Source organism: Pontibacillus sp. HMF3514 (assembly GCF_009858175.1).
GTDB lineage: Bacteria > Bacillota > Bacilli > Bacillales > BH030062 > Pontibacillus.
Map to the genome: position 1 here is coordinate 2,143,499 of NZ_CP047393.1, position 22,485 is coordinate 2,165,983.

26 protein-coding genes and 1 riboswitch are annotated in these 22,485 nt (G+C 37.5%); of the genes, 6 read left to right on the plus strand and 20 right to left on the minus strand.

Annotated elements, in window-relative coordinates:
- Positions 1–91: 91 nt before the first annotated feature.
- From ypeB to prsW, 3 genes are all read right to left on the minus strand, one after another.
- The gene (gene ypeB, locus GS400_RS11065) at positions 92–1,429 is read right to left on the minus strand and encodes a germination protein YpeB (RefSeq protein WP_160101725.1); all 1,338 of its coding nucleotides are present in this window, start codon (positions 1,427–1,429) and stop codon (positions 92–94) included.
- An 18-nt stretch (positions 1,430–1,447) separates the two neighbouring features.
- Positions 1,448–2,269, minus strand: coding sequence for a spore cortex-lytic enzyme (gene sleB, locus GS400_RS11070; protein ID WP_160101727.1), 822 nt, complete (start codon positions 2,267–2,269; stop codon positions 1,448–1,450).
- Positions 2,270–3,034: 765 nt separating this feature from the next.
- Positions 3,035–3,724 carry a glutamic-type intramembrane protease PrsW gene (prsW, locus tag GS400_RS11075; protein ID WP_160101729.1) on the minus strand — a complete coding sequence of 230 codons (690 nt, stop codon included), beginning with the start codon at positions 3,722–3,724 and terminating at the stop codon, positions 3,035–3,037.
- A 90-nt stretch (positions 3,725–3,814) separates the two neighbouring features.
- On the opposite strand from prsW, the gene GS400_RS11080 reads away from it, so the two are divergent.
- Positions 3,815–4,783, plus strand: a complete 969-nt coding sequence (locus GS400_RS11080) for an asparaginase (RefSeq protein ID WP_160101731.1) — start codon at positions 3,815–3,817, stop codon at positions 4,781–4,783.
- A 158-nt stretch (positions 4,784–4,941) separates the two neighbouring features.
- Here GS400_RS11080 and GS400_RS11085 read toward each other — a convergent pair whose 3' ends face one another.
- The 7 genes from GS400_RS11085 to GS400_RS11115 form a co-directional block, all read right to left on the minus strand.
- Entirely contained in the window at positions 4,942–5,919 is a 978-nt protein-coding gene (locus GS400_RS11085) for a YpdA family putative bacillithiol disulfide reductase (protein ID WP_160101733.1), read from the minus strand.
- 99 nt (positions 5,920–6,018) lie between these two features.
- Positions 6,019–7,299, minus strand: a complete 1,281-nt coding sequence (locus GS400_RS11090; RefSeq protein ID WP_160101735.1) for a Glu/Leu/Phe/Val family dehydrogenase — start codon at positions 7,297–7,299, stop codon at positions 6,019–6,021.
- A gap of 378 nt (positions 7,300–7,677) precedes the next feature.
- Positions 7,678–8,259, minus strand: coding sequence for a genetic competence negative regulator (locus GS400_RS11095; protein ID WP_160101737.1), 582 nt, complete (start codon positions 8,257–8,259; stop codon positions 7,678–7,680).
- Between the two features lie 113 nt (positions 8,260–8,372).
- Positions 8,373–9,281: a MerR family transcriptional regulator gene (locus GS400_RS11100; RefSeq protein ID WP_160101739.1), complete on the minus strand. Its 909-nt coding sequence runs from the start codon at positions 9,279–9,281 to the stop codon at positions 8,373–8,375.
- 93 nt (positions 9,282–9,374) lie between these two features.
- On the minus strand, positions 9,375–10,109 hold the full coding sequence (locus tag GS400_RS11105; protein ID WP_160101741.1) for a metallophosphoesterase: 735 nt from the start codon (positions 10,107–10,109) through the stop codon (positions 9,375–9,377).
- The gene (locus GS400_RS11110; RefSeq protein ID WP_160101743.1) at positions 10,110–10,493 is read right to left on the minus strand and encodes a hypothetical protein; all 384 of its coding nucleotides are present in this window, start codon (positions 10,491–10,493) and stop codon (positions 10,110–10,112) included. It abuts the gene before it with no gap.
- Positions 10,494–10,551: 58 nt separating this feature from the next.
- Complete coding sequence (locus GS400_RS11115; RefSeq protein ID WP_160101745.1) at positions 10,552–11,184, minus strand: CBS domain-containing protein; 633 nt, start codon at positions 11,182–11,184, stop codon at positions 10,552–10,554.
- Positions 11,185–11,350: 166 nt separating this feature from the next.
- On the opposite strand from GS400_RS11115, the gene GS400_RS11120 reads away from it, so the two are divergent.
- Genes GS400_RS11120 through GS400_RS11130 form a run of 3 tightly spaced genes read left to right on the plus strand, consistent with a single transcriptional unit; the run spans position 11,351 to position 12,443 of the window.
- Positions 11,351–11,566, plus strand: a complete 216-nt coding sequence (locus tag GS400_RS11120; RefSeq protein WP_160101747.1) for a spore coat associated protein CotJA — start codon at positions 11,351–11,353, stop codon at positions 11,564–11,566.
- Positions 11,563–11,826: a spore coat protein CotJB gene (locus GS400_RS11125; protein WP_160101749.1), complete on the plus strand. Its 264-nt coding sequence runs from the start codon at positions 11,563–11,565 to the stop codon at positions 11,824–11,826. Before GS400_RS11120 ends, GS400_RS11125 begins: the two co-directional genes overlap by 4 nt.
- A 47-nt stretch (positions 11,827–11,873) precedes the next feature.
- Positions 11,874–12,443: a manganese catalase family protein gene (locus GS400_RS11130; protein ID WP_160101752.1), complete on the plus strand. Its 570-nt coding sequence runs from the start codon at positions 11,874–11,876 to the stop codon at positions 12,441–12,443.
- 168 nt (positions 12,444–12,611) lie between these two features.
- Here the strand turns inward: GS400_RS11130 and GS400_RS11135 are convergent, their stop codons facing one another.
- From GS400_RS11135 to GS400_RS11150, 4 genes are read right to left on the minus strand one after another with little or no spacing between them, the layout of a single operon-like run.
- Entirely contained in the window at positions 12,612–13,274 is a 663-nt protein-coding gene (locus GS400_RS11135; protein WP_160101755.1) for a LysM peptidoglycan-binding domain-containing protein, read from the minus strand.
- Between the two features lie 4 nt (positions 13,275–13,278).
- Positions 13,279–13,860 carry a CPBP family intramembrane glutamic endopeptidase gene (locus GS400_RS11140; protein ID WP_160101758.1) on the minus strand — a complete coding sequence of 194 codons (582 nt, stop codon included), beginning with the start codon at positions 13,858–13,860 and terminating at the stop codon, positions 13,279–13,281.
- Positions 13,838–15,394 carry a RecQ family ATP-dependent DNA helicase gene (locus GS400_RS11145; RefSeq protein WP_160101761.1) on the minus strand — a complete coding sequence of 519 codons (1,557 nt, stop codon included), beginning with the start codon at positions 15,392–15,394 and terminating at the stop codon, positions 13,838–13,840. Before GS400_RS11145 ends, GS400_RS11140 begins: the two co-directional genes overlap by 23 nt.
- Before the next feature lie 13 nt (positions 15,395–15,407).
- On the minus strand, positions 15,408–16,436 hold the full coding sequence (locus tag GS400_RS11150) for a YpbB family protein (RefSeq protein WP_160101763.1): 1,029 nt from the start codon (positions 16,434–16,436) through the stop codon (positions 15,408–15,410).
- Positions 16,437–16,624: 188 nt separating this feature from the next.
- Between GS400_RS11150 and GS400_RS11155 the strand changes: the two genes are divergently transcribed.
- Positions 16,625–16,873, plus strand: coding sequence for a ferredoxin (locus GS400_RS11155; RefSeq protein ID WP_027446813.1), 249 nt, complete (start codon positions 16,625–16,627; stop codon positions 16,871–16,873).
- Positions 16,874–16,916: 43 nt separating this feature from the next.
- Here the strand turns inward: GS400_RS11155 and GS400_RS11160 are convergent, their stop codons facing one another.
- Positions 16,917–17,369 (minus strand): helix-turn-helix transcriptional regulator, encoded by a 453-nt coding sequence (locus GS400_RS11160; protein ID WP_160104599.1) that lies wholly within the window; start codon positions 17,367–17,369, stop codon positions 16,917–16,919.
- 133 nt (positions 17,370–17,502) lie between these two features.
- Between GS400_RS11160 and GS400_RS11165 the strand changes: the two genes are divergently transcribed.
- Positions 17,503–17,991: an inorganic diphosphatase gene (locus tag GS400_RS11165; protein ID WP_160101766.1), complete on the plus strand. Its 489-nt coding sequence runs from the start codon at positions 17,503–17,505 to the stop codon at positions 17,989–17,991.
- Between the two features lie 358 nt (positions 17,992–18,349).
- Here the strand turns inward: GS400_RS11165 and GS400_RS11170 are convergent, their stop codons facing one another.
- The 5 genes from GS400_RS11170 to GS400_RS11190 all read right to left on the minus strand — a co-directional run bounded on the left by GS400_RS11170 (position 18,350) and on the right by GS400_RS11190 (position 22,059).
- Positions 18,350–18,508 (minus strand): hypothetical protein, encoded by a 159-nt coding sequence (locus GS400_RS11170; RefSeq protein WP_160101769.1) that lies wholly within the window; start codon positions 18,506–18,508, stop codon positions 18,350–18,352.
- 347 nt (positions 18,509–18,855) lie between these two features.
- Entirely contained in the window at positions 18,856–20,301 is a 1,446-nt protein-coding gene (locus GS400_RS11175; protein ID WP_160101772.1) for a hypothetical protein, read from the minus strand.
- Positions 20,288–20,830: an RNA polymerase sigma factor SigX gene (gene sigX, locus GS400_RS11180; protein ID WP_160101774.1), complete on the minus strand. Its 543-nt coding sequence runs from the start codon at positions 20,828–20,830 to the stop codon at positions 20,288–20,290. The genes GS400_RS11175 and sigX overlap by 14 nt, the downstream gene beginning before the upstream one ends.
- A gap of 226 nt (positions 20,831–21,056) precedes the next feature.
- Positions 21,057–21,608, minus strand: a complete 552-nt coding sequence (locus GS400_RS11185; RefSeq protein ID WP_160101777.1) for an ECF transporter S component — start codon at positions 21,606–21,608, stop codon at positions 21,057–21,059.
- A 4-nt stretch (positions 21,609–21,612) separates the two neighbouring features.
- Positions 21,613–22,059: a DUF4430 domain-containing protein gene (locus GS400_RS11190; protein ID WP_160101780.1), complete on the minus strand. Its 447-nt coding sequence runs from the start codon at positions 22,057–22,059 to the stop codon at positions 21,613–21,615.
- Positions 22,060–22,257: 198 nt separating this feature from the next.
- Positions 22,258–22,447: riboswitch (cobalamin riboswitch) on the minus strand.
- Positions 22,448–22,485: the final 38 nt, after the last annotated feature.

Genomic DNA, 22,485 nt, shown 5'->3' on the forward strand with positions numbered 1-22,485 from the left:
TATATTATGTCAAAGATAGTGAGAAACACGCAAGCTACTTTATATATATATTTAATCAATAAAAAAAGAAAGGTGTCGAAACACCTTTCTTTTAGGATGTAGCAAAATTCATTTCCGCTTCTTTTAGTTTTTCTACTTTTTCTTCCATGCCGTCTTCAGCATTAATGAAAATACGATAAGTACTTCCACCTAAGGTACCAAGAAACTCATAACAAAGCACTTCTTCATTTAAGTCATTTTCAATAACCGCTAAATGACTCTCTTGTATTTTCACACTTGGATTCACTTTATCTTGAGCTTCTTCTTCACTAAGTGATGGCTCTGGAATGTCTCGCTTTTGATGATTCTTTAAAAAGTTACGTGCAGAGAGACCTAATATATCTCCGTTATCTAAAGCAACTTTTACTTGTAAGGAATCAGGATAAATCCTAACTTGATCTTGTACATATAAAAAGCCAAACACACCAACATTTTCGTACTGACTGCTTTGATAAGGGTCCATGCTATCAAATTTATTCTTTTTCAAGAACGATTTAGCTTTCTCTAAACTTTGATACAAACTAATCGAAGGTTCTTTTAGTTTTCTCTCTACTAAAACGTTGATAGGGTGTCCACCTTGAACAGATAAATCCATATATCCATTTTTTTGTTTGCTTCGATATGATACAGAATAAGTTGGAATATCTGCACCTTTTCCACTCTTCGTAATATTAACCTTAGCATCTTTTGGTACTTCAAAAATATTGGTTGCTTTCTCTCGAGCCTTTTCTTCTGAAATGTTTTCTCCTGATATATTTCTGTATTTGTGATTATCTTTAGATGCACCTGTAAATGTAGGCCCTAAATCACCTTCCGAGTAGCCTTCTACATTTTTTTCAACCGTTTTAAATCCATCAATAATTTTATTATCAGATTTTTCATTTGTCGCTAATGCTAATTGGACGTCCATCCAACGAAGGTTATCATTCAAAACCATATATTGAACTTTTCGAAGTTGTTTTTTTATACTTCCTGATTGCTCATATAATTTCTCTAACAATTTAACTTCATCGTCTTTTAAAGGGTTCTTATTCAAATCACGAATCGCCGTACGATAGCTAAATTCTCCAATATTGGCCAAAAACTCTTCCGTTTTATTAAATGGCATTAAAGCTAATGGTAATTGCCCAACATCATTATGCGCTTCTGATGTAAGTCTCCATATATCAGCAAGTTGAGGAGAAAGCTGTTTTTGAGAATTCATAGCTAAAGTTGTTCCAATCTTATCGTGCAATAAGTTCAATTGATAAGTTAAATCATGGAAGGCACGTTGATAGGAGTTTTCTGCTTGAATTAAAATAGCATTCTTTTCCTGATGCTCTTGATAGCCCCATACAGCTGTCCCTGTAATACCAACCGTTAACACGGCAATTAACAGCCAACGAATCATTTTGACACATCCTTTCACTTATTTACAGAAGATATGCTTTCCGATTTCTTTTATTTGAGGACGACTCCATATCCAATCAGAGGTCGCAGTGTTCGGGTTAAAGTAATAAAGTGCATTTCCAGATGGATCCCATCCATTCATTGCGTCCATAACCGCTTGTTTAGCTGTTTCATCTGGAGTTAACCAAATTTGACCATCACTTACCGCAGTAAATGCACGGGGTTCAAATATAACGCCAGATACGCTATTTGGGAATGTTGAACTCTCCACACGGTTAATAATAACCGCAGCAACTGCAACTTGACCGACATATGGTTCGCCACGGGCCTCTCCATGGACAGCGTTTGCCATTAGCTTAATATCATTTTGGGAATAACCTGTAGGAACATTCACTGAGGTAGGTTGAGCATCTTCATTACCTTGTCCTCCCCCTTGATTTCCACCTTGATTGGTTTGCCCGTCCCTGGGGGCACCACCGTAATAATTCACATCTTCACCAGCTGCAATTTTCCGCTTAACATATTGCTTATCATAGTTCGTGACACTAATTAATTTTTGCTTAGTTGTAGGTCCTACTAAACCGTCTACGGTTAGACCGAAATCCTTTTGGAAGTTTCGTAATGCCCAATAGGTCCCCCATCCAAATACACCGTCAATATTTCCTTCATAAAAGCCGATATATTGGAGTCTAGATTGGAGTTCAATAACATCATCACCTGTCGCACCTTTTTGTAAAATACGCTGACTAAATGCATGAGATTCATTGTCTCCGCTAGATGTAATCGAGATCGCTAGCAAAGCCACAATCATGATCATAGATACACGTTTTATTAATATCATCCTGCCGCTCCTCCTGCAATTTGAGAATCAGTATTGTCCACAATAGTTTCTGATACTCACGTAGATTTATACATGAAAAAGAAAGCTGAGCAGTTTAGTTATAGATGTAAGAAAAAAATGAGGAGATAGAAATCTTATTCCGTTAAATGGCAGTAATCTGGAATAAGCATCTGAGTGAGAGGGTGGGTTCGTTGCTTTTGTGAGGCGTGGGGGTCATTGAAACGGCAATACTCCTGCGGAAGACCGTCCAAGCCTCCTCATCCGCTACGCTCCTTGCGGGGTCTCGGCCGCCCTTTCTACCGCGGGAGTTTGCCGTTTCCTTCCCCCCATTGGAATGTAGGTTAACGACCCCAGCTCTAATTAGTTGATCTTCCATAGCGCATCAAAAGTATTATATGTAGATCAGAAATGCCATAAAAACGCTTTATCTCAGGACTCTAACCCCCTTTTATCTTGTTAAGGTGCAACTAACAAATACCAAACAGAAACACTTATTACGCTGCGGTTCCGTTAATCTCATTACGGCTAAGGTGGGCTGGGAAACGGGCTGACTCCTCCGGAAAAACGGGCGAGCGAGACCCCGCAAGAAGCGTAGCGGATGAGGAGGCTCGATCGTTCGTCCGGGGAAAGCAGCCCGTTTCCCAGCCCGCCGCACTCCATTAAAGCAACGGAACCATACTCACCTTATCTCGAAATCAAGTCTTCCAGATAAGGGGGCCTTAATGGAATAAATGCACAAACAAAAAAGCCTACAATAAGCAGGCTTTACGCATTCCATTTTTTCTTTTCTATAGGAACTACTTTGTTCCGATACTCGTTTGCTTTTTTCACCTTACGAAGGGCTAGTAACCATAATAAAATCATAAATGGTGTTAAAATATATATCCAATAAGTACTCCACATTTCTAAAATCAAGTCATAAAAGCCATGTAAAATTATAGGAAGGAGCAACGATACTACGAGTAGTTTAGACTTTTTAGAGGGAAGATCTGAAGTTTTTGCCTTTCCCATATAATATCCCATAAGAACCCCAAACAAAGCATGGGAAGACACGGGGAAGAATGCTCTACCCACAGCTACTTCAATACCATTTGCAAGCAAATACAGAATATTTTCTATTGTCGCAAACCCTAAACTAATCGAAACACCATATAATATACCATCATAATGACCATTAAAGGATGTATGTTTATAAACTACATATAAAAATATAAACCATTTAAAGAATTCTTCCAAAGATCCTGAGAGGAGGAAGGATTGACTCCATGCTGCTTGAGCAACACCTTCTGTCTCAAAAGCATATTGAATGAACATAATCGGAAACACTAGAAGGGCTCCCATTATAAATGTACGTATGATCATTGAAATAGGGTCATGGTCGAAACGGTCTTTTAAATAGAAGAATGACATTAACGACAGACCAGGTGCAATAGCCGCTGATAACAATGTAAACACAACCGTTCCTCCCCTTCCAATTCTATCCCATTCATCGTATCATGAACGTAGTAGAAAGAAAATATTGAAAGAAAACTGTAGGTGATGATAATGAAAAAAATTCTAATTTTACATACTGGCGGTACGATCTCCATGAAGGAAAACAAACAAACTGGAGAAGTTGCTCCACAAGGAGAGCATCCACTTCTAGAAGTGTTACCTTCTTTATCTGGAATAGCAGATATACAAGATGAAGTTTTATTCCATATTCCTTCTCCACACATGACTCCTAACCATATGCTTACGTTAGGAAAAAGAATTCATGAACGCCTTGCGAATGAAGATATTGATGGAATTGTTGTAACACACGGAACTGATACACTTGAAGAAACAGCTTTTTTTCTAGACATTTACTTACAAACACGTAAACCTGTAATCGTAACGGGCGCAATGAGATCAATTAATGAGGTTGGTTCTGATGGCCTTTATAATCTTATGACATCTGTCAGAGTAGCATGCTCTGAAGAGGCTCAGGATAAAGGGGTTTTAGTTGTCATGAATGATGAAATTCATACAGCTAAGAACGTCACAAAAACTTCAACCAGTAACATTGCTACATTCCAAAGCCCACAATATGGTCCTATTGGAATTATTACAAAGCGAAATATCTTATTCCACCATTCATTAACTAGGAGAGAATCCTATCCAGTACAGCATTTAAAAAAGCAGGTTGGCCTTGTTAAAACCTATGCTGGTATGGAAGGATCTATCTTCGAAGCCTTTGAGAACGCTGGTATAGATGGCCTGGTAATTGAAGCACTTGGACAGGGAAATGTTCCACCAACAATTGTCCAACCCCTGCAACAATTATTAGATAAAGAAATACCTATAGTTCTTGTATCCCGTTGCTACCAAGGAATCGTACAAGATGTTTATAGCTATGAAGGTGGAGGGAGCTCACTAAAAGATATGGGCGTAATCTTTTCAAACGGCTTAACCGGTCCGAAAGCACGAATTAAACTACTGATTGCGTTAGAAATGACAGATAATCATAATGAACTGATGGCCATGTTTGCTTAATGCACACGGAAGAGGTGATAGAAGCATACTAGTTGCCGGGCGCTGGAGCTGTATGTGGCCACGCCCTCACAAAAGAGTTATACACAAGCAAATAACTTTATAATTTCCATAGAAAAAGATCCGCTCCCCTATCTATTAAGACTAGGGAGCGGATCTTTTTATTCTTCACCCGTTATATCTTTTGCGATGTGTTCACCGTGATGACGGCCATTTTCAATAAAGATCTCATTATTGTTATAGCCAGCTGCAATCACACCTGAAATATAGATCCCAGGAACATTTGTCTCCATCGTATTTTCATTGAAAGTTGGTCGTCCTGTTTCTTCATCAATGGTTACACCCATTTTTTGTAGAAAACCATGGTCAGGACGGTAACCTGTCATGGCAAAAACGAAATCATTATCGATGACTTTTTCTTGATCGCCAACCTGATAGTAAATGTGATCTGTATCGATTTTAGTAACATTTGCATTAAATTCCATGGATACGACACCTTTATCTACTAATGCAGTAAACTCAGGTAAGATCCATGGCTTTACGCTTTGAGAATAATCGGATCCTCTATACAAGACGGTTACATTCGCTTCTGCTTTCACCAGCTCTAGCGCTGCATCTACAGCAGAGTTTTTACCGCCAATTATCGCAACATTTTTTCCAAAGTATGGGTGAGCTTCTTTGAAGTAGTGACTTACTTTATCTAGGCTTTCCCCTTCAATACCCATGTAATTAGGTTGATCGTAATATCCTGTAGCAATTACTACTTGATTAGCTTTATAAAATGTCTGCTCACCAGATTGTTTTTCGGTGCAAACTTCAAAGCCATCCTCTGTGTTATGAACCTTCATAACACGTTCATATGTGTTCACACGCAATTCTTTTCTTCTTGAAACAGAACGATAATAAGCTAATGCTTGATTACGTACTGGTTTTTTATGTTCTGTAATGAAGGGTACTTTCCCAATTTCAAGTTTTTCACTTGAACTAAAGAATGTTTGGTGTGTTGGATAATGATAAATTGAGTTTACAACATTCCCTTTTTCAATAAGGAGTGGATTAATCCCTCTCTCTTGTAATTCGATAGCTGTGGACATTCCACATGGGCCAGCTCCTATGATGATTACGTCTTCGGTTTGCACAAAAGTTCACTCCTCTATAATTAACAAACATTAAATTTCATTAAAATAAAAACATCTCCCACCAATATAATGATAGGAGATGCCTTAAAAAGATTCAACCTAAATCCATCCACGGAAACGTGCTGCTTCAGCCATTTTTCTTACACCGACCATATAAGCAGCTAAACGCATATCAATACGTCTCGTATCTGCCGTGTTATAAACCGTATTAAATCCTTTTACCATAACTTTATGAAGTTTCTCTTCAACTTCTTCCTCGCTCCAGTAATAACCCTGGTTGTTCTGAACCCATTCGAAATAAGAAACGGTTACACCACCAGCTGAAGCTAAAACATCCGGAACAAGTAAGATATCTCGTTCAGAGAGAATGCGTGTCCCTTCCATAGTAGTAGGGCCGTTTGCCGCTTCAACTACGATAGAAGCCTTTATATTATGAGCATTGTCTTCTGTGATCTGGTTCTCAATTGCTGCTGGAACTAGAATATCACAATCTAATTCAAGCAATTCTTCATTTGTAATGGTATTTTTAAACAAGTTGGTCACAGTCCCAAAACTATCTCTGCGATCAAGTAAATATTCAACATCTAAACCTTCAGGATCATGTAATGCACCTTGCGCATCAGAAATACCAATGACTTTAGCTCCTGCATCATACATAAACTTAGCTAGGAAGCTTCCTGCATTACCAAAGCCTTGAATAACTACGCGAGCTCCCTCGATGTTAATATCTTTCTTCTTTGCTGCTTCTTCTATGCAAATGGTAACACCTTTTGCTGTAGCAGATTCTCTACCGTGAGACCCACCTAAAACAAGTGGTTTTCCTGTAATAAATCCAGGATTATTAAATTCATCAATTCGGCTATACTCATCCATCATCCAAGCCATAATTTGTGAATTGGTAAACACGTCTGGGGCTGGTATATCTTTGTTTGGTCCAACAATCTGACTAATTGCACGAACATAGCCTCGGCTTAAACCTTCAAGCTCTCGGAATGACATTTCACGTGGATCACAGAGGATACCACCTTTACCTCCACCATAAGGTAAGTCAACAATTCCGGCTTTAAGACTCATCCAGATTGAAAGAGCTTTTACCTCTTTCTCTGTTACATTGGGGTGAAAACGTACACCGCCTTTTGTTGGTCCAACTGCGTCATTATGTTGAGCACGGTAGCCCGTAAAAATCTTTATAGAGCCATCGTCCATTCGTACAGGAATTCTAACTGTCATCATTCGAACAGGTTCTTTTAATAAATCAAATACCTCTTTCGGATATCCAAGCTTATCAAGGGCATTACTTACAACGGTTTGTGTAGATTTTAATACATCTAGTTTGTCATTATTTTCGTTTCCAGAGTCTGCTACTTTATCGGCTACCAATGAACTAACCTCCCATGAAAATTCAGTTCAATCTAAGTCCATTCCCATTTCTTTCAGAGAATAGTATACATGTTCTAATTGATTATGCAAACAAGAAAAAGAAGATTTTCATGTAACTGTATCCAATAAACATGTAAGCGATTTCATTATAAATTCCTTTTCTTAAACTTTCAATAATCTTTTACCACTATTAATATGTGCTATTACTATATTCTTCATTATCCTAACATGTTCAATTGAAATGTTGTACTCAAAACCTCCTTAATTGATGAATTTTTTTCTATAAATTTCGGCTAATTATGTATAAGATTCGCTATGCGATACAATCTTCGATCATTTTTTCAAAAAAAGATCGACCATTGTTTCGATCGATCTCGTTTAATAAAAATATTTAATTACTTGTTGAATGGCTAACTCTTCAAAAATTGGTTTTCCATATTCCAACAATCGGTAATTCGTTATTGTACTAGGTGATGCAAACTCGGACATAATCGCAATAATATGTTCACGATTCTGTTTTTTCAGATTCTCCTCACCTAGGCGCATGTAATAATAATCATCGAAATGATGGACTTCTCCTCCATCTAAACCTAAATGATGTAAATGCTGACTTACTTGTATAATATCCTCAAAAGTACTAAATGCAAATATCATTTCTTTACTTTCATCTAATGTTACTTTCATTTCAATGTAATCATCATCAAAGTCATCATCTAGTTGATCATTTTGGGTAACGACAATTAACATGCCCTGAGCTTGTAACAAATGAACCTGAACGGACAACATTCCGAAAAGCTCAATTCCTAATTCATCTGTCGCTTCATACATCATATCGTGAAATAACTGGTGTACTCGAGGTAAGTCATACCATAAATCATCGCGCGTTATTCCACGCTCAACAAGATCATCAAACGTGAGAAAAATCTTGAATTTATTATGAGAAAGCTTCTCAAGACGCATTCATTCATCCCCCCTGAATGCATTTAAATTTCTTATCTTAGTATATGTTTATTTTTGCAAAATGGTACTGTTTAATAAAGTATATGATGGAAAAGCTAGGGGGACAAGTCTTTTTATAAAACATTTTCAAGCCATTTTTCCCATTCTTCCTTATTTCCCCCAACGATAAATGGTTCAATACGTTGTTTTTCTTCGTCTGGCAACATGTCATAAGCATATCCACCAAGCCCTATCTTGAGGTTAGGAAAGGTATCTTGTAAAGCCTTTGCTAAATCTACAGTTACTGGGATATTTTTCTTCATTGTACATGACATAAATAAAAACTTAGGCTCAACTTCTTCTATAATGACATCCACATCACTAGGTGCAATGCTTTGTCCCAAATAAATCACATCATACCCCTTACGCTTAAGAAATAAGGTAAAGATAAGCAACCCTAACTCATGCTTTTCATTCGGCCCGCAAACACAGATCGCTTTAGGAAGCAATTGATCTGTTGGGAGTGAAATGAGCATCATTCCTATTCGAGAACGCAAGAAATTGGTTGCAAAGTGTTCATGAGCACTTGTTATTTGATTCTCTTCCCACAATTGGCCAATCTTCACTAAAGATGGACCAATAATTTCGATCGCAACTTTTTCAGGTGAAAAAATACTAAATACATAATCCAACTTCTTGTGAGCTTCCTGTTCATTAAATGAAAGTAAAGCTTCAAGAATTTCTTCTGAAAAAGATTCGATTTGATCTTGTGGAGCAGATTCATTTTGCTCAGTGCTAGCTAAATGGTTTTGATTATTTTCTAATAAGGAAACAGCTTGAGATATTGTAAAGCCTCGATTCACTTTATCAATCAACCACTTTAATATCTTTATATGTTCATCAGTGTATAACCGATGTCCCGCTTCATTTCGGTTAGGCCGTATCATTTTATAGCGTCTTTCCCAGGCACGCAATGTACCAGGTTGTATTCCAAGCAAGTTCGATACAGCTTTGATGTTATACTTTCCTTGCGTGCTAGCCATGCGTATGTCCTCCAAAGCGTTATTTTCTTTATTATAAGCCAATTTCAGATTTGTGTAAAATACGTATGACTTTTGAATAACCTTTGCAGAGGGTCATGTGGATTTAATCGTTACTACATAACAGTTTCCTTTACCACTAAATAAAGATGATAAACGAGAAGTTTGATAACTTCCACCTTTCAAGAACTGAGTTTGACGACTCTCATGATCTATGTAGTCATGTGAGGACCCGCTTAAAACAACATGGATTTGTTCCCTTTCTGAAGGATCCAATTTAAAAAAAGAATTAAGATTGTGAGTAGCTAGTATATGAAAGGATCCTTTAGCATCCTGGTTAGCATATTTTGTATTCACTTTCCTGTGTTTTAAATCATCTAATCCAATTAAACTGAGCACATCCCCTTCTAAGGATTCAAAGTTAACTGCAGAATTAGCTAGTATAGTTACATTACAGTCCAATAACATTGCATCTAACTCACGAAAATCCCCTTCATAATCACGATCTCCCCACACAAAGAATATAGGGACTTGAAGCATCTGAAGCGTTTTAATATTATTACGGACTTTTGAGAGGGCTACACCTTTTTTGGAAAGGTCCCCTCCAATAATAACCATATCAACTTTTTCATGGATACTTTCAATTGTTTCAGTTAGCACTTTTCTTGAACCTATATCTGAAATAAAGAATATACGAACTTCTCCAAAGGTCTCAGGAAGGTCATTGCATACAAAATGGGTTCGAACTACTCGATCATGTCGAGAAAACCCATATCTATAAAGAAATAATAATATCACCACAAGAACAATTATTCCAACAATAATGTACACTTAACCTCGCTCCTTGATTGTTTTCTTACGTTGTTTTAAATAAGAAAGCAACGTAATGAAAGAATACATAAATGAAAAAAGGAAGAAAACTAAAACCATTTTTGCAGAATACTGAATTAAGGATATTGGTGTGGCATACATGAAAAGACCAATGATTGATTTAATGGGAGAAGATTTTCTAAGCAAAGAAATATGTTGTAAAAGAAGAGCATGACTCATGAAACTAATAAAAAAAGCCACACTTCCTAAGAAAAAATCTACAGGATATAAAACACAAAGCATAATTGAATCCATAGTTAAAGGGACTCGTGCAAAAGGGATTACTAAAATTGAGAAGAAACATCCTGTTAGGGCTATTCCTCCCCAAAACAGCATGAAAATCATGAAAAACACCTCCATATAGACAAGATATGTCTATATGAAGGTGTATAGTCAAACTGTCTTACCCTTCTTTAACATCTAATATACGGAAACCCGCTTTTTCAAGTTTATTAACAAAACGATCAATATTATCTTTCTTTTCAATTTTAAGTACTATTCGACGAGCTAACTTATCTGTCTCATCAAAGGTAGCTAAGGAAATAATATTTTCATGATATTGCTTTACAATTTCAGATAGTCGCAAGATTCTTCCCTCGGATTCCTCAGAAGTAAATGCAATTCGAACTCCCGCTCGTTTCATTCCAAACGCACTTTCAAATTGCTCAATAACATCATAGCGACTTACAATGCCGAGAAACTTTTGATCTTTATCAATGACTGCTATGATCGGAAACCCTTTAAATGCAGTTAATGTGTGCTCAAAGACATCATCTTCTGTAATATAAAGGTCAGATTGCCCATAAAACTCCTGGACTTTTTTCTCTTTTAAAAAAGTATCCCTATCTAAATCACTCTTAAAAAATGCTTGATATATCATTTGTCTTGAAATTAAACCAAGAAATTTTCCATCTTGAACAACAGGCATCCCTTGGAAGTCCTTCTCATTCAGCCTTTCTAATACCTCACCTAGTGTTGCCTCAACATTTGTAATTAGTGTTTTGTGTGCTGGTTTCATCATACTTTTTACGAACATAGCCTTCACCTCTTATGACAAATAATCATTACATGTAAGTTATATTTCGATAGAGATAAAAAAATCCCTTCTTCCTTTATGTATTTCTTTTCGAATCAGACAAGTTATCAAACCATAAACATGAGATGAATGCATTTTTGACTACGATTAGGAAGGAGCGACTAGTGTGTTTACACAAGTGAAATATTGGAACCCATATATAAGTCCATTTGACCCTTGCCCACCTATGCGCGTTAAAAGCTACCAGACTCCACCCAACCTTTATATAGGCTTTCAACCACCAAATATGGAACAGTATTCTCCTCGCCAAGCGTTACATTGCGGGACACTATGGCCTGCGTTTTTTAGCCCGTATCCAAGTGATGGGAGGGAAGAAGAATGAGTAAAACACTACCTCCAGAGTATTATGAGTTGCTAGAAGAGCTTCAAGCAGTGGATTTTGTTTTAGTGGAACTTACGTTGTATTTAGATACACACCCAAATGATTACAACGCCATTCAACAATTCAATCATTTTGCCAAACAGAGTAAGCAATTAAGAAAGCAATATGAAGAACTTTATGGGCCTCTCATGCAATATGGAAAAAGTTACTCAGGCTACCCTTGGAACTGGGATGATGCCCCATGGCCTTGGCAAGTTTAAAGTTTGAAGCTTGAGATCAGGAAAAATAGAAAAGGAGGTCATTTCTTTTGTGGAATTACGAAAAAAAGCTCCAGTATCCAGTTCGTGTAAGTACCTGTAACCCTCGTTTAGCAAAATTTTTAATTGAGCAATATGGTGGGGCTGACGGAGAGTTAGCAGCTGCACTACGATACTTAAACCAGAGATATTCTATTCCTGATAAAGTAATTGGCTTGCTAACCGATATCGGGACTGAAGAATTTGCTCATTTGGAAATGATTGCAACAATGGTATATAAATTGACTAAGGATGCAACCCCAGAGCAAATGAAAGAAGCTGGACTCGGTGCTCATTACGCGAACCACGATAATGCCTTATTTTATCAAAATGCTGCCGGCGTTCCCTGGACAGCATCTTATATTGCAGCAAAAGGAGACCCTATCGCTGACCTCTATGAAGACATTGCTGCTGAAGAAAAAGCAAGAGCCACCTATCAATGGATTATTAATATGTCAGACGATCCTGACTTAAACGATGGACTAAAATTCCTGAGAGAAAGAGAAATTATACACTCCCAGCGCTTCCGGGAGGCCGTTGAGATATTAAAAGAAGAAAGAGATAAACAAATTTATTTCTAGGGTTCAAAAGCGTAAGCGCCCGGGTAGCAACGTATATGCTTGACGCTGGAGCTGGAGGTGGCCCCACTCTTATTTAGAGTTCGTAAAAGACACAAAATTTATAATTTCATAGACAACAAAAAGGACTGCTCTCCTTAAGAAATAGAGGCAGTCCTTTTCATTATGTAACTATTGAGGTATAAGAAGCGTCTGTCCAACATAAATTTCTTCTGCTTCTAAATGGTTTGCTCGTATAATGCGCTTTTCCCCATCTTTACTTTTGTAAAATTTCATTGAGATGGAAAATAACGTGTCGCCTTCCCTCACCACATATTCTTTATATGTAGGGGTTACACCATCTTTCGTGGAAGCAACGTCATCTTTATTGGATGTTTCATTATTTCCAGCAGATTCATCTAATGCTTTTTCACTCGGTTCTGTTTCCTCTTTATTGTCTAAGCCTAAAACAGTTTCTGGCGATTTTTTATAACGGGTTAACTCCAACATATAACTAGCATCAGATGCTTTAGCAGACTGCACAGAACCAAGTACTCCCCCTGATTCATCCTGCTTCCCCCATAAATTATAAATAGGAATTAATAAGGTAAGAATAATGAATAGCACAATTAAGAGCCGAATAACAGGATAACGAACTTTCCACTTATACCCTGTCTTCTTATCTTTGTGTGTTTCACTTCTCGGTGGAAGATTTAAAACATCTAAGTCCTCATCGTTTGACTCATAGTACTTATAATCATCTACTTTTTCTGCCATACCTTCTTCATTCGTATGATGCATTCTTTGCCTTAGCACTTGAGCTTGATCTTCAAACTGTTCCGACGAATTCGACATCCCATCACCCCATTATTTTAAAACGAATCAAGAGTCCTAATATAAAATCAATCATAAAATGTGCTGTAATGGTTACAAATAAATTACTTGTAACTTCAAACATCCACCCTAAATAAAAGCTAATTAAAAGAACAGATATAAGTAAAACTGGTTTTGTTAAATAGCGAATATGCATGAATCCAAAAGCAATGCTTGCAGTAATATAGCCAAATGTTGTGTGAATTACCCCCCTGAATAAGAGCTCCTCAGCAAAAGCAACAAGGAAAGCAATCCATAATATTTCTAAAACCGGTCGATTACGGAATACTTTCTGATTAATTCCTCCATCATCATAAAATCTTTTAGGAAGGACAATCATTAATAATACATCAATAATAAGAACAATAAACCCTGCTGAAACACCATAAATTAAGATTTCATTAACATCATACTTCCATAAATCTAGCCATTTCGTCAATGAAGGAAATAAAAATAAACTTGCAATCACTGTAATCGCAAGGATAATCCCTTGAGTTAAATATAAATGGTTCACCACTTGACGATCAGATAATTGTTTTATGATTTCAGCTTGGTTTGTCCACTTCATTATAATCCCCTTGTACAAAAATCCTTTTTAGCTCCATTTCCCAATTCAATGTTTCTGGGGCAGGTGTTTGATGTTTTACAAACCATTTATCAAAACGAAAATCGCAATAATCACAACAGAAGCCGGTTGGCTCTTTTAGAGAAGATTGAAAAGGCTCATACAAATACGTTCGCCTACACTCATTTTGATGAACCCAATGAAGTAGCCTTGAGAGCTTCTGCTGCTTCAGATTCATTCTTTCTTCAATAAAGGCTTGAATATGTTGAAAAGCTTTATTCCATTCATTTTCATCATAGAGAATACTTCTTCCATCTATCATATCATGTTTCTCGAATTGATATTTTAAAAACCGCCAATGAATTTCATTTATTTCTAAAAATGATTCGACTTCACTATCTTGAAGTGGAAGGAACTTATTTTCATTAGCAAGATAAGCTAAATAATTCATGACTTTTTGAATGGTATGTTCATCTGGCAACTCACTTTCAAATAACTTCCGAGGAATTTCACCATCCCCGGGTGCATACAACGTTAAACTAACACTTTGCTTCCCATCTCGCCCTGCACGTCCGATTTCCTGTAAAAATGATTCTACTTGAGAAGGAATATGGGCATGTATAATCAGTCGAATATCTGGCTTGTTCACTCCCATACCAAAGGCACTTGTACAGCATATTACATCCAATTGATTGTTCATAAATTGTTGTTGGATCAATAAACGGTCCGTTTGTTCCATTCCTCCATGATAAAAGGCAATCCTTAGATCACTTAAAGCATGAGATAGCTCATAAGCAGCCTTTTCTGTCCATTGCCTACTGGTAAAGTAAATCATAGCTGGTACACGACCTTCAGATAGCACCTGTTTCATTCTTTCTAGTTTATCTTGCATACTATCTAAGTGTTCTATAGCAAAAGCAATGTTTTCGCGATCCATGGGATAAATGTGCTTCTTCATGTTTGGCCGGCCAATTTGCACCATAATATCCTGCTGAACTACCATAGGAGCTGTTGCACTTAATGCCAAAACACGGGGTTCACCTAAACGTCGTAATACTCGATCTAGTTTTAAATAATCCGGCCGAAATTCGTGCCCCCATTGTGAAATACAATGAGCTTCGTCAATGACGAAAAGAGAAACATTTACTTGTTCTTCAAGCTGTTGTAAAAAGTAATTGTTTTGAAGCATCTCAGGTGAACAATATATTAATTGATAAGCGCTCAGCCTTGTCATGATATCTTTCTTTTGTTGAAAATCAAGAAAACTGTTGATCGCTGTGACCTGTTTATAACCTTGCTGTTTTAATTGCTTCACTTGGTCAACCATTAATGATATAAGAGGTGATACGACTATGACAGTCCCTTCCATAAGTATAGAAGGGAGTTGATAGCACATGGACTTACCAGTTCCTGTTGGTAGAATTCCTAGTACGTCCTCCCCTTTCATTAAGTCTTCAATAATTTCTTTTTGACCCTCACGAAAAGAAGTATAGCCAAAAGCTCGTTGTAAATGATCTTCTAATCGTAATGTATTCATAAAAAATCCACCTCTACTGTGATGCTAATACTAAACGGATCTGAAAATAACTATAATCATCTTCCAAAGCTTCTTTAATGACCTTTAATTTGTTGGTGTTTAAGTGATTTGCCACACGGGAAATGTTTTGTACCGCTTCGGTTGAAACAAATTGTTCAACTGAGAAAGAGGGATCCACCAAGGCAATTTCAACGACATGATCTTGAATTGTACTGGTTTTTAAACGTCTAATTCTTGTAATGGTTTCAAATGGGTGACCTTTTCGAAGTAATTCTAACGTTTTTTTAGCCGATTGTGTTATCGGTAATTCTTGAACCAAGTCATTACAAAAACCAAATAAAAATGGATAGGATTGAGGAGCGTTCAAAACATTATGCAGTAGAAAGTGAATGGCTGATGTTAAATAAACATCAACATCTAGCTTTTTTAAGTCAAAATGAAATGCAAGCTGCTCTTTACTCAATCCATACCGGTGAACCCCTGTCATTCGTTGAGTCAAAAATTCTGCTAGCCATGACGGGAACTGAGAAAACAAGTCGTGTATTTCATTGTATAGGTGATCGAGGAGATTTTGTAAATCATGTTTTTCATGTTGATATTTTGTTTTCACCCATTGTAGGATCTCTTTTCGTTCATCGATTGGAATAAATTGATTCTGACCTTGTTCAATATTTGAAGCTGTCTGAACAAATAATAAAAATCGCGACCAAAATAATTGGTCCATTTGATGGTATTGTAAACCATTTAGCCATTGAATTGACTCGACAGTGTCGCGTTGTATCTCAGATAACCCATGTGATGTAACCAGATATTGACCCTGCTCCTCTAGAATAAACCCTTTAGCTTGAAGATCTAGAAGTTCTTGGTGTAGCTCTTCTCTCTTTAGTGAGCGGCAAATTCCAAATAAAGAAGTGAGGTTATAAGCGTGAATATCTTGGAAAGTTTGGGATGATCGTTTACCTACAAGCATATGATAGATGGCGGCTTCTGTTCGCTCACCTTTAAATGCGGAAATACTATGTATTAATAAATGTTGAAACAATGTAGCTACCTCACTTTTTTAAGCGATATTTTATATCCTGATGTGGCCCGTCCCCTAGACGATTTAATGTTGAAAAGTTTAAAAAGTAGCTTTACAATAAGATTGAGGCGAATGTTTCCAAATCAGGATACTTATATATGTATTAATAGATCCTTTTCGGATCATGATTTTATAGGAGGGTATGAGACATGGCTAAGTACACAATTGTTGACAAAGAGACCTGCATTGCTTGCGGTGCATGTGGTGCGGCGGCTCCAGATATCTATGATTACGACGATGAAGGTATTGCTTACGTGACACTTGACGATAACCAAGGAATCGTTGAAATTCCAGAAGTTCTTCATGAAGACATGGAAGATGCCTTTGATGGTTGCCCAACAGATTCCATCAAAATTGCAGATGAACCATTTGATGGAGATGCAACGAAGTTTGAATAATTGTTTAGATCCCTTCACTACAAAGTGGAGGGATTTTTATATGTTATGATATTGAAAGTTTTTTCAGTTTGTCTAACGCTTCTTCTTGATCAAAAGAACTAAAATATCGGTAGAATTGATCATCGATTATTCGATAATGTTGGCTAATTACATTTTGCTGAAGTGTAAAGCCACCTCGTTCTTCTACTTTTGACCACCAAACTTTACCGCCCATAGTTCGTTGTTTCGGACGATCAACATGCTCATGAGCTACTGTTTCCAAAACCTCAATCGGTTCAGCTCCAAGTGTGTTTTGAATAACTTCGCTGTCTCGAAATAGTGCACACATTGCAACAACAGTCGTCCATCCTGCTCCAGTGCGACCCTTTTCGATTTGGACAAGTGTTTTTTTAGAGATTCCTAAAATCACTGCCATGCGATCCTGTGTGTACCCATTCTCCACACGTACAAGCTTTAGTTTTGACGAAAGTTGTTCAACGATCATTTGTTGATCCATTTGTGTCACCATTCCAATCTTATTTCGATAACAATATTTTAACACGTTCTCTACTTTCCTTCCTACTAAAATGTTGATATAATATGAAGCCGTAGGCACATACATAAATTTTGTATCAATAGGAGGATGTCGTATGGCTGAAAATAAAGTATTAGACGTGTTTATCGAGATTCCGACAGGAAGTCAAAACAAATATGAATATGATAAAGAACAAGGTGTCTTTAAACTAGACCGTGTACTATTCTCTTCTCAATTCTATCCAGCTGAATATGGGTACATTGATGAAACACTCGCGTTAGATGATGACCCTTTAGATGCATTAGTACTAGTAACAAATCCAACATTCCCTGGTTGTGTTATTGAATCTCGCGTTATCGGATTCCTAAACATGATTGATGATGGTGAAGAAGACCAGAAGCTTCTAGCTGTACCAACAGAAGATCCTCGTTTCAAAGATGTACACACACTAGATGATGTACCTCAACACAAACTTGAAGAGATTGCTCATTTCTTCAAGACGTATAAAGATCTTCAAGGTAAGATTACAGAAATCGGAGAATGGGAAGGCGTTGAAGCAGCAAACAAGCTTATCGACGATTGCCTAGCTCGTTATAAAGGGTAATAACTTTAATAGGAAAAGCAGTGCATCATGAGTGCACTGCTTTTTTATTTTACTTATTCTATTAAAGGCCCCTTATGTTGAAGACTTGGATTCGAGATAATGTGCAGTGGAGGTCCGTTGCTGGAAAAGAGTAAGGGGTTCATTGAAACGGCAAGCCTCCTGCTGCCCCACACGACGTGGGGTAGGTCGACGTTGCCACACGATGTGGCGGTCTTAGTCGATCTTCATTATTTACTTTCAGCTTCCTCGTTCGCAAGCTCTCTGCGGGATCTCGTCAGCCCTTTGCTACCACTGGAGTTTGCCGTTTCCTTCACCCCTTTGCGTTTATGGAGGTTAACGGACCCTAGTTATTTGAGCTCTAACCCTTACGGACATCTGTTCCTTTATTTTGAACTTTTAAGGCATTTCGAGAGTCGTTACGGACATATGGTACCTTATTTGTGACAGATTGCTCTTTATTAAGGTGATTTGCAGCAATTAGCGGAATGAATGTCCGTAAGCTCTTTAGAAAAACCATTTTAAGGTGAAATAGCGGATCAAATGTCCGTAAGCATTACCTCCTCATATCGCTGCGGTTCCGTTAATCTCCATTCGGCTAAGGTGGGCTTGGGAACGGGTTGACTCCTCCGGAAAAACGGGCGAGCGAGACCCCGCAAGAAGCGTAGCGGATGAGGAGGCTCGATCGTTCGTCCGGGGAAAGCAACCCGTTCCCAAGCCCACCGTACTCCACAATAGCAACGGAACCGCCTCTCTCACTAAAACAGTTATTCCACATAACTGCCATATAACTGAATAAGAAAAAGCAGTTCCATTAGGTAGTACAACATGAGTTTGTACTACAAAACAGAACTGCTTAGCTATCAATCAAGGTGCTGTTCCTGGTGGAAAGTTAAAAGGCTTTGGATTTAATAAATCAGGAACTTGAATTGCTTCATTTAGATTGTAAGCACCGTATCCGTATTTTTGTTTTGGTGCATTATTAAACTTAACCTCTGTATATCCATATGATTTAGCTGTCATTAGAAGCGCTTCTATCATCGCAAGAGGTTTGTCACCAAAGTTTGAATCATTCGTTAAAGTGACCTGTAATGTGTCACCTTGTGCCGTAATTGACTTGAACGTTACACTTTGAGGAATAACCGGCTTAACATACTTAGCTGGTACACCTTTTTTCATTAGCTTCAAAGCATTAGCAATGGTTTTTTCTTTTATTGAAATAGGTGCTAAAAAGCCTGGTCTATTCTCACCATTTTGGTAGAACATATAGGCTCTACCACTCAACTCTTCAATTTGAATTTCTTTCTGAACCCCAATATTAGAAAAGTTCAGTCCAGTGTTTCCTTCTCGTTGTAACTGAATCGTTTGAATACCATGTGGTCGAAACATTTCCTTAAGAGCATTAATAAAATTCTGTTCCTTAGTCTCTCCTTCTGGCAATGAATAACTTTTTGGGAAATTCGCCACAACAAGGTTCTCATCTTTTTTTAGATTAAATGTTACATCTTTAAAGGCATACTCTTGAATGCCCCACTCATCTGCTTTTACAGATCTCGCAATAGAGTTATATACTTCATTTACAGATCCCCAATTAGGTGGTGCAATAATTGTAATTGGGATCATCACATTCGAATCAGCACCCATCACCGCTACTGTAGCAAACTTGTCATGAGGTCGATTAGCAAATACATAGGATTCCTCGAGTTTACGGTGACCACCTATTTCCTTCTTTTGCTTCTCACCTTCTTCTTTACTAGTGATATTCGCTTCAGATGACTCGTTATGATTTGATTCATTCGAAGGGGCACCATCCGAGCTACTATCACTTGATTCTTCTTCCTCTGAAGGGGCAATAGAGTTGATATTTGCTTCTTTATTATTTTGGTCGCCATTCTGGTGGGTACCCTCATCAGCCTTACTTTCATATGTGTCTGCCTGGTCTTGATTAGAACCATCACTATTACCATCAGCGGAATTATCTCCACCTTCTGATGTGGAAGACTTACTTTCTTCTTGGAAACCTTCTAGATTGGCTTCATCACTAGAAGACTCTCCTGAATTTTCTGCAGTATCATACGTCCCGTCAAACAGCCAAGACATCGTGGTTATAATAAACAACAAGACTGCAGCTGCTGATACGGTTGTCACTAACCAAGGTTGTTTATAAAATGGTGTTTTAACAGGTTCTGCCGAATTCAAACGAGAGGATATATTATTATACAGTTCATCTGGTGTTTGACGATCTTCAACTTCTGGCATATTTTGCAGGAGGTTTTGTAAGTCATCTTCGGTGTAGTTCTTATTTTGCTTCACTGTTTATCCCCTCCTCTTGATCCTCTTGCATGAGTTTTTGAAGTGTCTTCATTCCTCGATGTTGTGTCGTTTTCACCTTACTCACGCTCATACCTAATATATCAGCGGTTTCTTGGATTGACATGGATTGAATATATCGCAATATAATCACACTCTTTTGATCTAAGGAACAACGGTCTAAGCATCTATAAATTTTCTGGATTTCTTCATTTTGAAGAGCTACTTCTTCAGGTTCTGGTTGGTCATCCTGAATAAGATGTCCCTTCTCACTCCAGTCAAAGAATTCAAGCACACGGTTACGTTTACGTTTTTGCTTCCTAAAATGATCAATCGCTACATGACGCGCAATAGAGAAAAGCCATGTTTTTTCACTACTATCACCTTTAAAGCGATCATAAGAATTCATTACTTTAATATATACTTCTTGAACGAGATCCTCAGCTTGTTCCCGGTTTTTTACCATATAAAATAAAAATTGAAAGACGTCTTTATGGTAATTCTCATAGAGCTCTTGAAAGACCGATTTCATTCATGAACCTCCGTTCATAAGATATAGTCGTTTATGTATCCAAAAAGTTTCACACTTCATTACTATAAAATATTTTCCTTAATTTGAATAGGGAAAAACAACCATTTGGTGATTTTATACACCTGAATTCACACACTTTAGGAATAAAAAAAAAGCATTGAATCGAATAGCGATTCAATGCCCTTTAGTAATACTTATATGAAAGCAGTTAGGTTCATTTACTATTTTAGAGATGGTTTACTTCTTTTAATGAATTAAAAGACTTTACATTCTTATCGTCTTTCTCCAAAAAACGAATAAATAATTTCGAAAGAACAGGATATAAAAGAACCATAAAGATAACATTCCCAACGGCATGATACGTATCATACATAAGACCACTTAAATAATAAGCCCAGAAATGATTACCAATTGTTCCATAAGTTAGTGACATAACTAAACCGTAACCATACCCTACAAGAGCACTAAAGAATGCTAAAACCCAAATAGGCATTGATTTACGATACTTACCTATGAGGCCACTGATCAATCCAATAATCCCCCAACAGAGTATTTGAGGGAGTGTCCATATTCCCATTCCTAGTACAAGGTTAGATAATATCGTAGATAAAACAGCTAAAATAACCCCTTCAACTGGCCCTAACCATATTCCGCAAATGATGACTAAGGTGCTAACAGGTTGAACATTTGGTAGGTAGAATAAGCTAGAAAATAATATTCTTCCTACTGTAGCCAGTGCTGCTAACATAGCCAGTAAAGTTAGTTTTTGCGTTTTCACACGATCACTCCCAGCTATGCATATCCCAAACCACTTTATCACCTGGCTCTTGTTCGTATTCCTTCGCTCCCACTTCTGCTTCTTTTCCATTTACGGTGTAAAACCAAGCCATTTTTTCGCTTTGTTTAGCTTTTACACCTTCAATTGTGGTGATAAATCCGCCGCTTGCTGCTTTGATCTCGAAGTTATTTTTCATAACTTCCATAACAGAAGTACCTTCTTCAATTTCAACTTCCTTTTCAGCAATAACTTTCTCTCCATTGTTTTGAGATACAGTTACTTGGACAACTTCTTGTTTTTCTTCTTGCTTTTCTTCTTGTTTTTCTTCTTGTTTCGTTTCATTGTTGTTCTCACTAGTTGTGGTTGGTGACTCTTCTCCACCACACGCTGCTAGAGCCCCTAGCATAAATAAACTTACAATCATCACACGTAACATTTGTTTCATTTTCATCCAACCTCTCCCAAAAAAATTAGTGGTTTCATTGCCTAATGGAGAGGATCAGACGTTGGACGTCCAGGAAATATAAAAGAAAAAGCTTTTCCCGCTATGGAGAAAAGCTTTTGAGTACGACTGTTATTCCATGATCATTTATATTAAATAAAATGCCATGTTTAATCCCGGTCGTCTCAAACGCTCAATCCTCGAAGCTTTGAAACGCTAGATTCAGGCAGGTCTACTGACTTGTGCATCATCCTACTTCGGGCCCTTCCCATACGTCATTCCGTACAGTGGAACTCCCTTTCGTACACACTTACAGTTGCGAGGACAGTTCTGGCTTTTAACCAGATTCCCTTTTAAGCTCAAATATCTTCTGAGCACCTTCATCCTACATATTGTGTTGTCATTAAACATATTAGCATACCTTACCATCGAAGC

Bases quoted from the DNA above. Each gene is read 5' to 3' on its own strand.
- ypeB (WP_160101725.1), bottom strand. From the start codon at position 1,429: ATGATTCGTTGGCTGTTAATTGCCGTGTTAACGGTTGGTATTACAGGG.
- sleB (WP_160101727.1), bottom strand. From the start codon at position 2,269: ATGATATTAATAAAACGTGTATCTATGATCATGATTGTGGCTTTGCTA.
- GS400_RS11080 (WP_160101731.1), top strand. From the start codon at position 3,815: ATGAAAAAAATTCTAATTTTACATACTGGCGGTACGATCTCCATGAAG.
- GS400_RS11095 (WP_160101737.1), bottom strand. From the start codon at position 8,259: ATGCGTCTTGAGAAGCTTTCTCATAATAAATTCAAGATTTTTCTCACG.
- GS400_RS11100 (WP_160101739.1), bottom strand. From the start codon at position 9,281: ATGGCTAGCACGCAAGGAAAGTATAACATCAAAGCTGTATCGAACTTG.
- GS400_RS11110 (WP_160101743.1), bottom strand. From the start codon at position 10,493: ATGATTTTCATGCTGTTTTGGGGAGGAATAGCCCTAACAGGATGTTTC.
- GS400_RS11115 (WP_160101745.1), bottom strand. From the start codon at position 11,184: ATGTTCGTAAAAAGTATGATGAAACCAGCACACAAAACACTAATTACA.
- GS400_RS11125 (WP_160101749.1), top strand. From the start codon at position 11,563: ATGAGTAAAACACTACCTCCAGAGTATTATGAGTTGCTAGAAGAGCTT.
- GS400_RS11135 (WP_160101755.1), bottom strand. From the start codon at position 13,274: ATGTCGAATTCGTCGGAACAGTTTGAAGATCAAGCTCAAGTGCTAAGG.
- GS400_RS11140 (WP_160101758.1), bottom strand. From the start codon at position 13,860: ATGAAGTGGACAAACCAAGCTGAAATCATAAAACAATTATCTGATCGT.
- GS400_RS11145 (WP_160101761.1), bottom strand. From the start codon at position 15,394: ATGAATACATTACGATTAGAAGATCATTTACAACGAGCTTTTGGCTAT.
- GS400_RS11155 (WP_027446813.1), top strand. From the start codon at position 16,625: ATGGCTAAGTACACAATTGTTGACAAAGAGACCTGCATTGCTTGCGGT.
- GS400_RS11160 (WP_160104599.1), bottom strand. From the start codon at position 17,369: ATGGATCAACAAATGATCGTTGAACAACTTTCGTCAAAACTAAAGCTT.
- GS400_RS11165 (WP_160101766.1), top strand. From the start codon at position 17,503: ATGGCTGAAAATAAAGTATTAGACGTGTTTATCGAGATTCCGACAGGA.
- GS400_RS11170 (WP_160101769.1), bottom strand. From the start codon at position 18,508: ATGGTTTTTCTAAAGAGCTTACGGACATTCATTCCGCTAATTGCTGCA.
- sigX (WP_160101774.1), bottom strand. From the start codon at position 20,830: ATGAAATCGGTCTTTCAAGAGCTCTATGAGAATTACCATAAAGACGTC.
- GS400_RS11190 (WP_160101780.1), bottom strand. From the start codon at position 22,059: ATGAAAATGAAACAAATGTTACGTGTGATGATTGTAAGTTTATTTATG.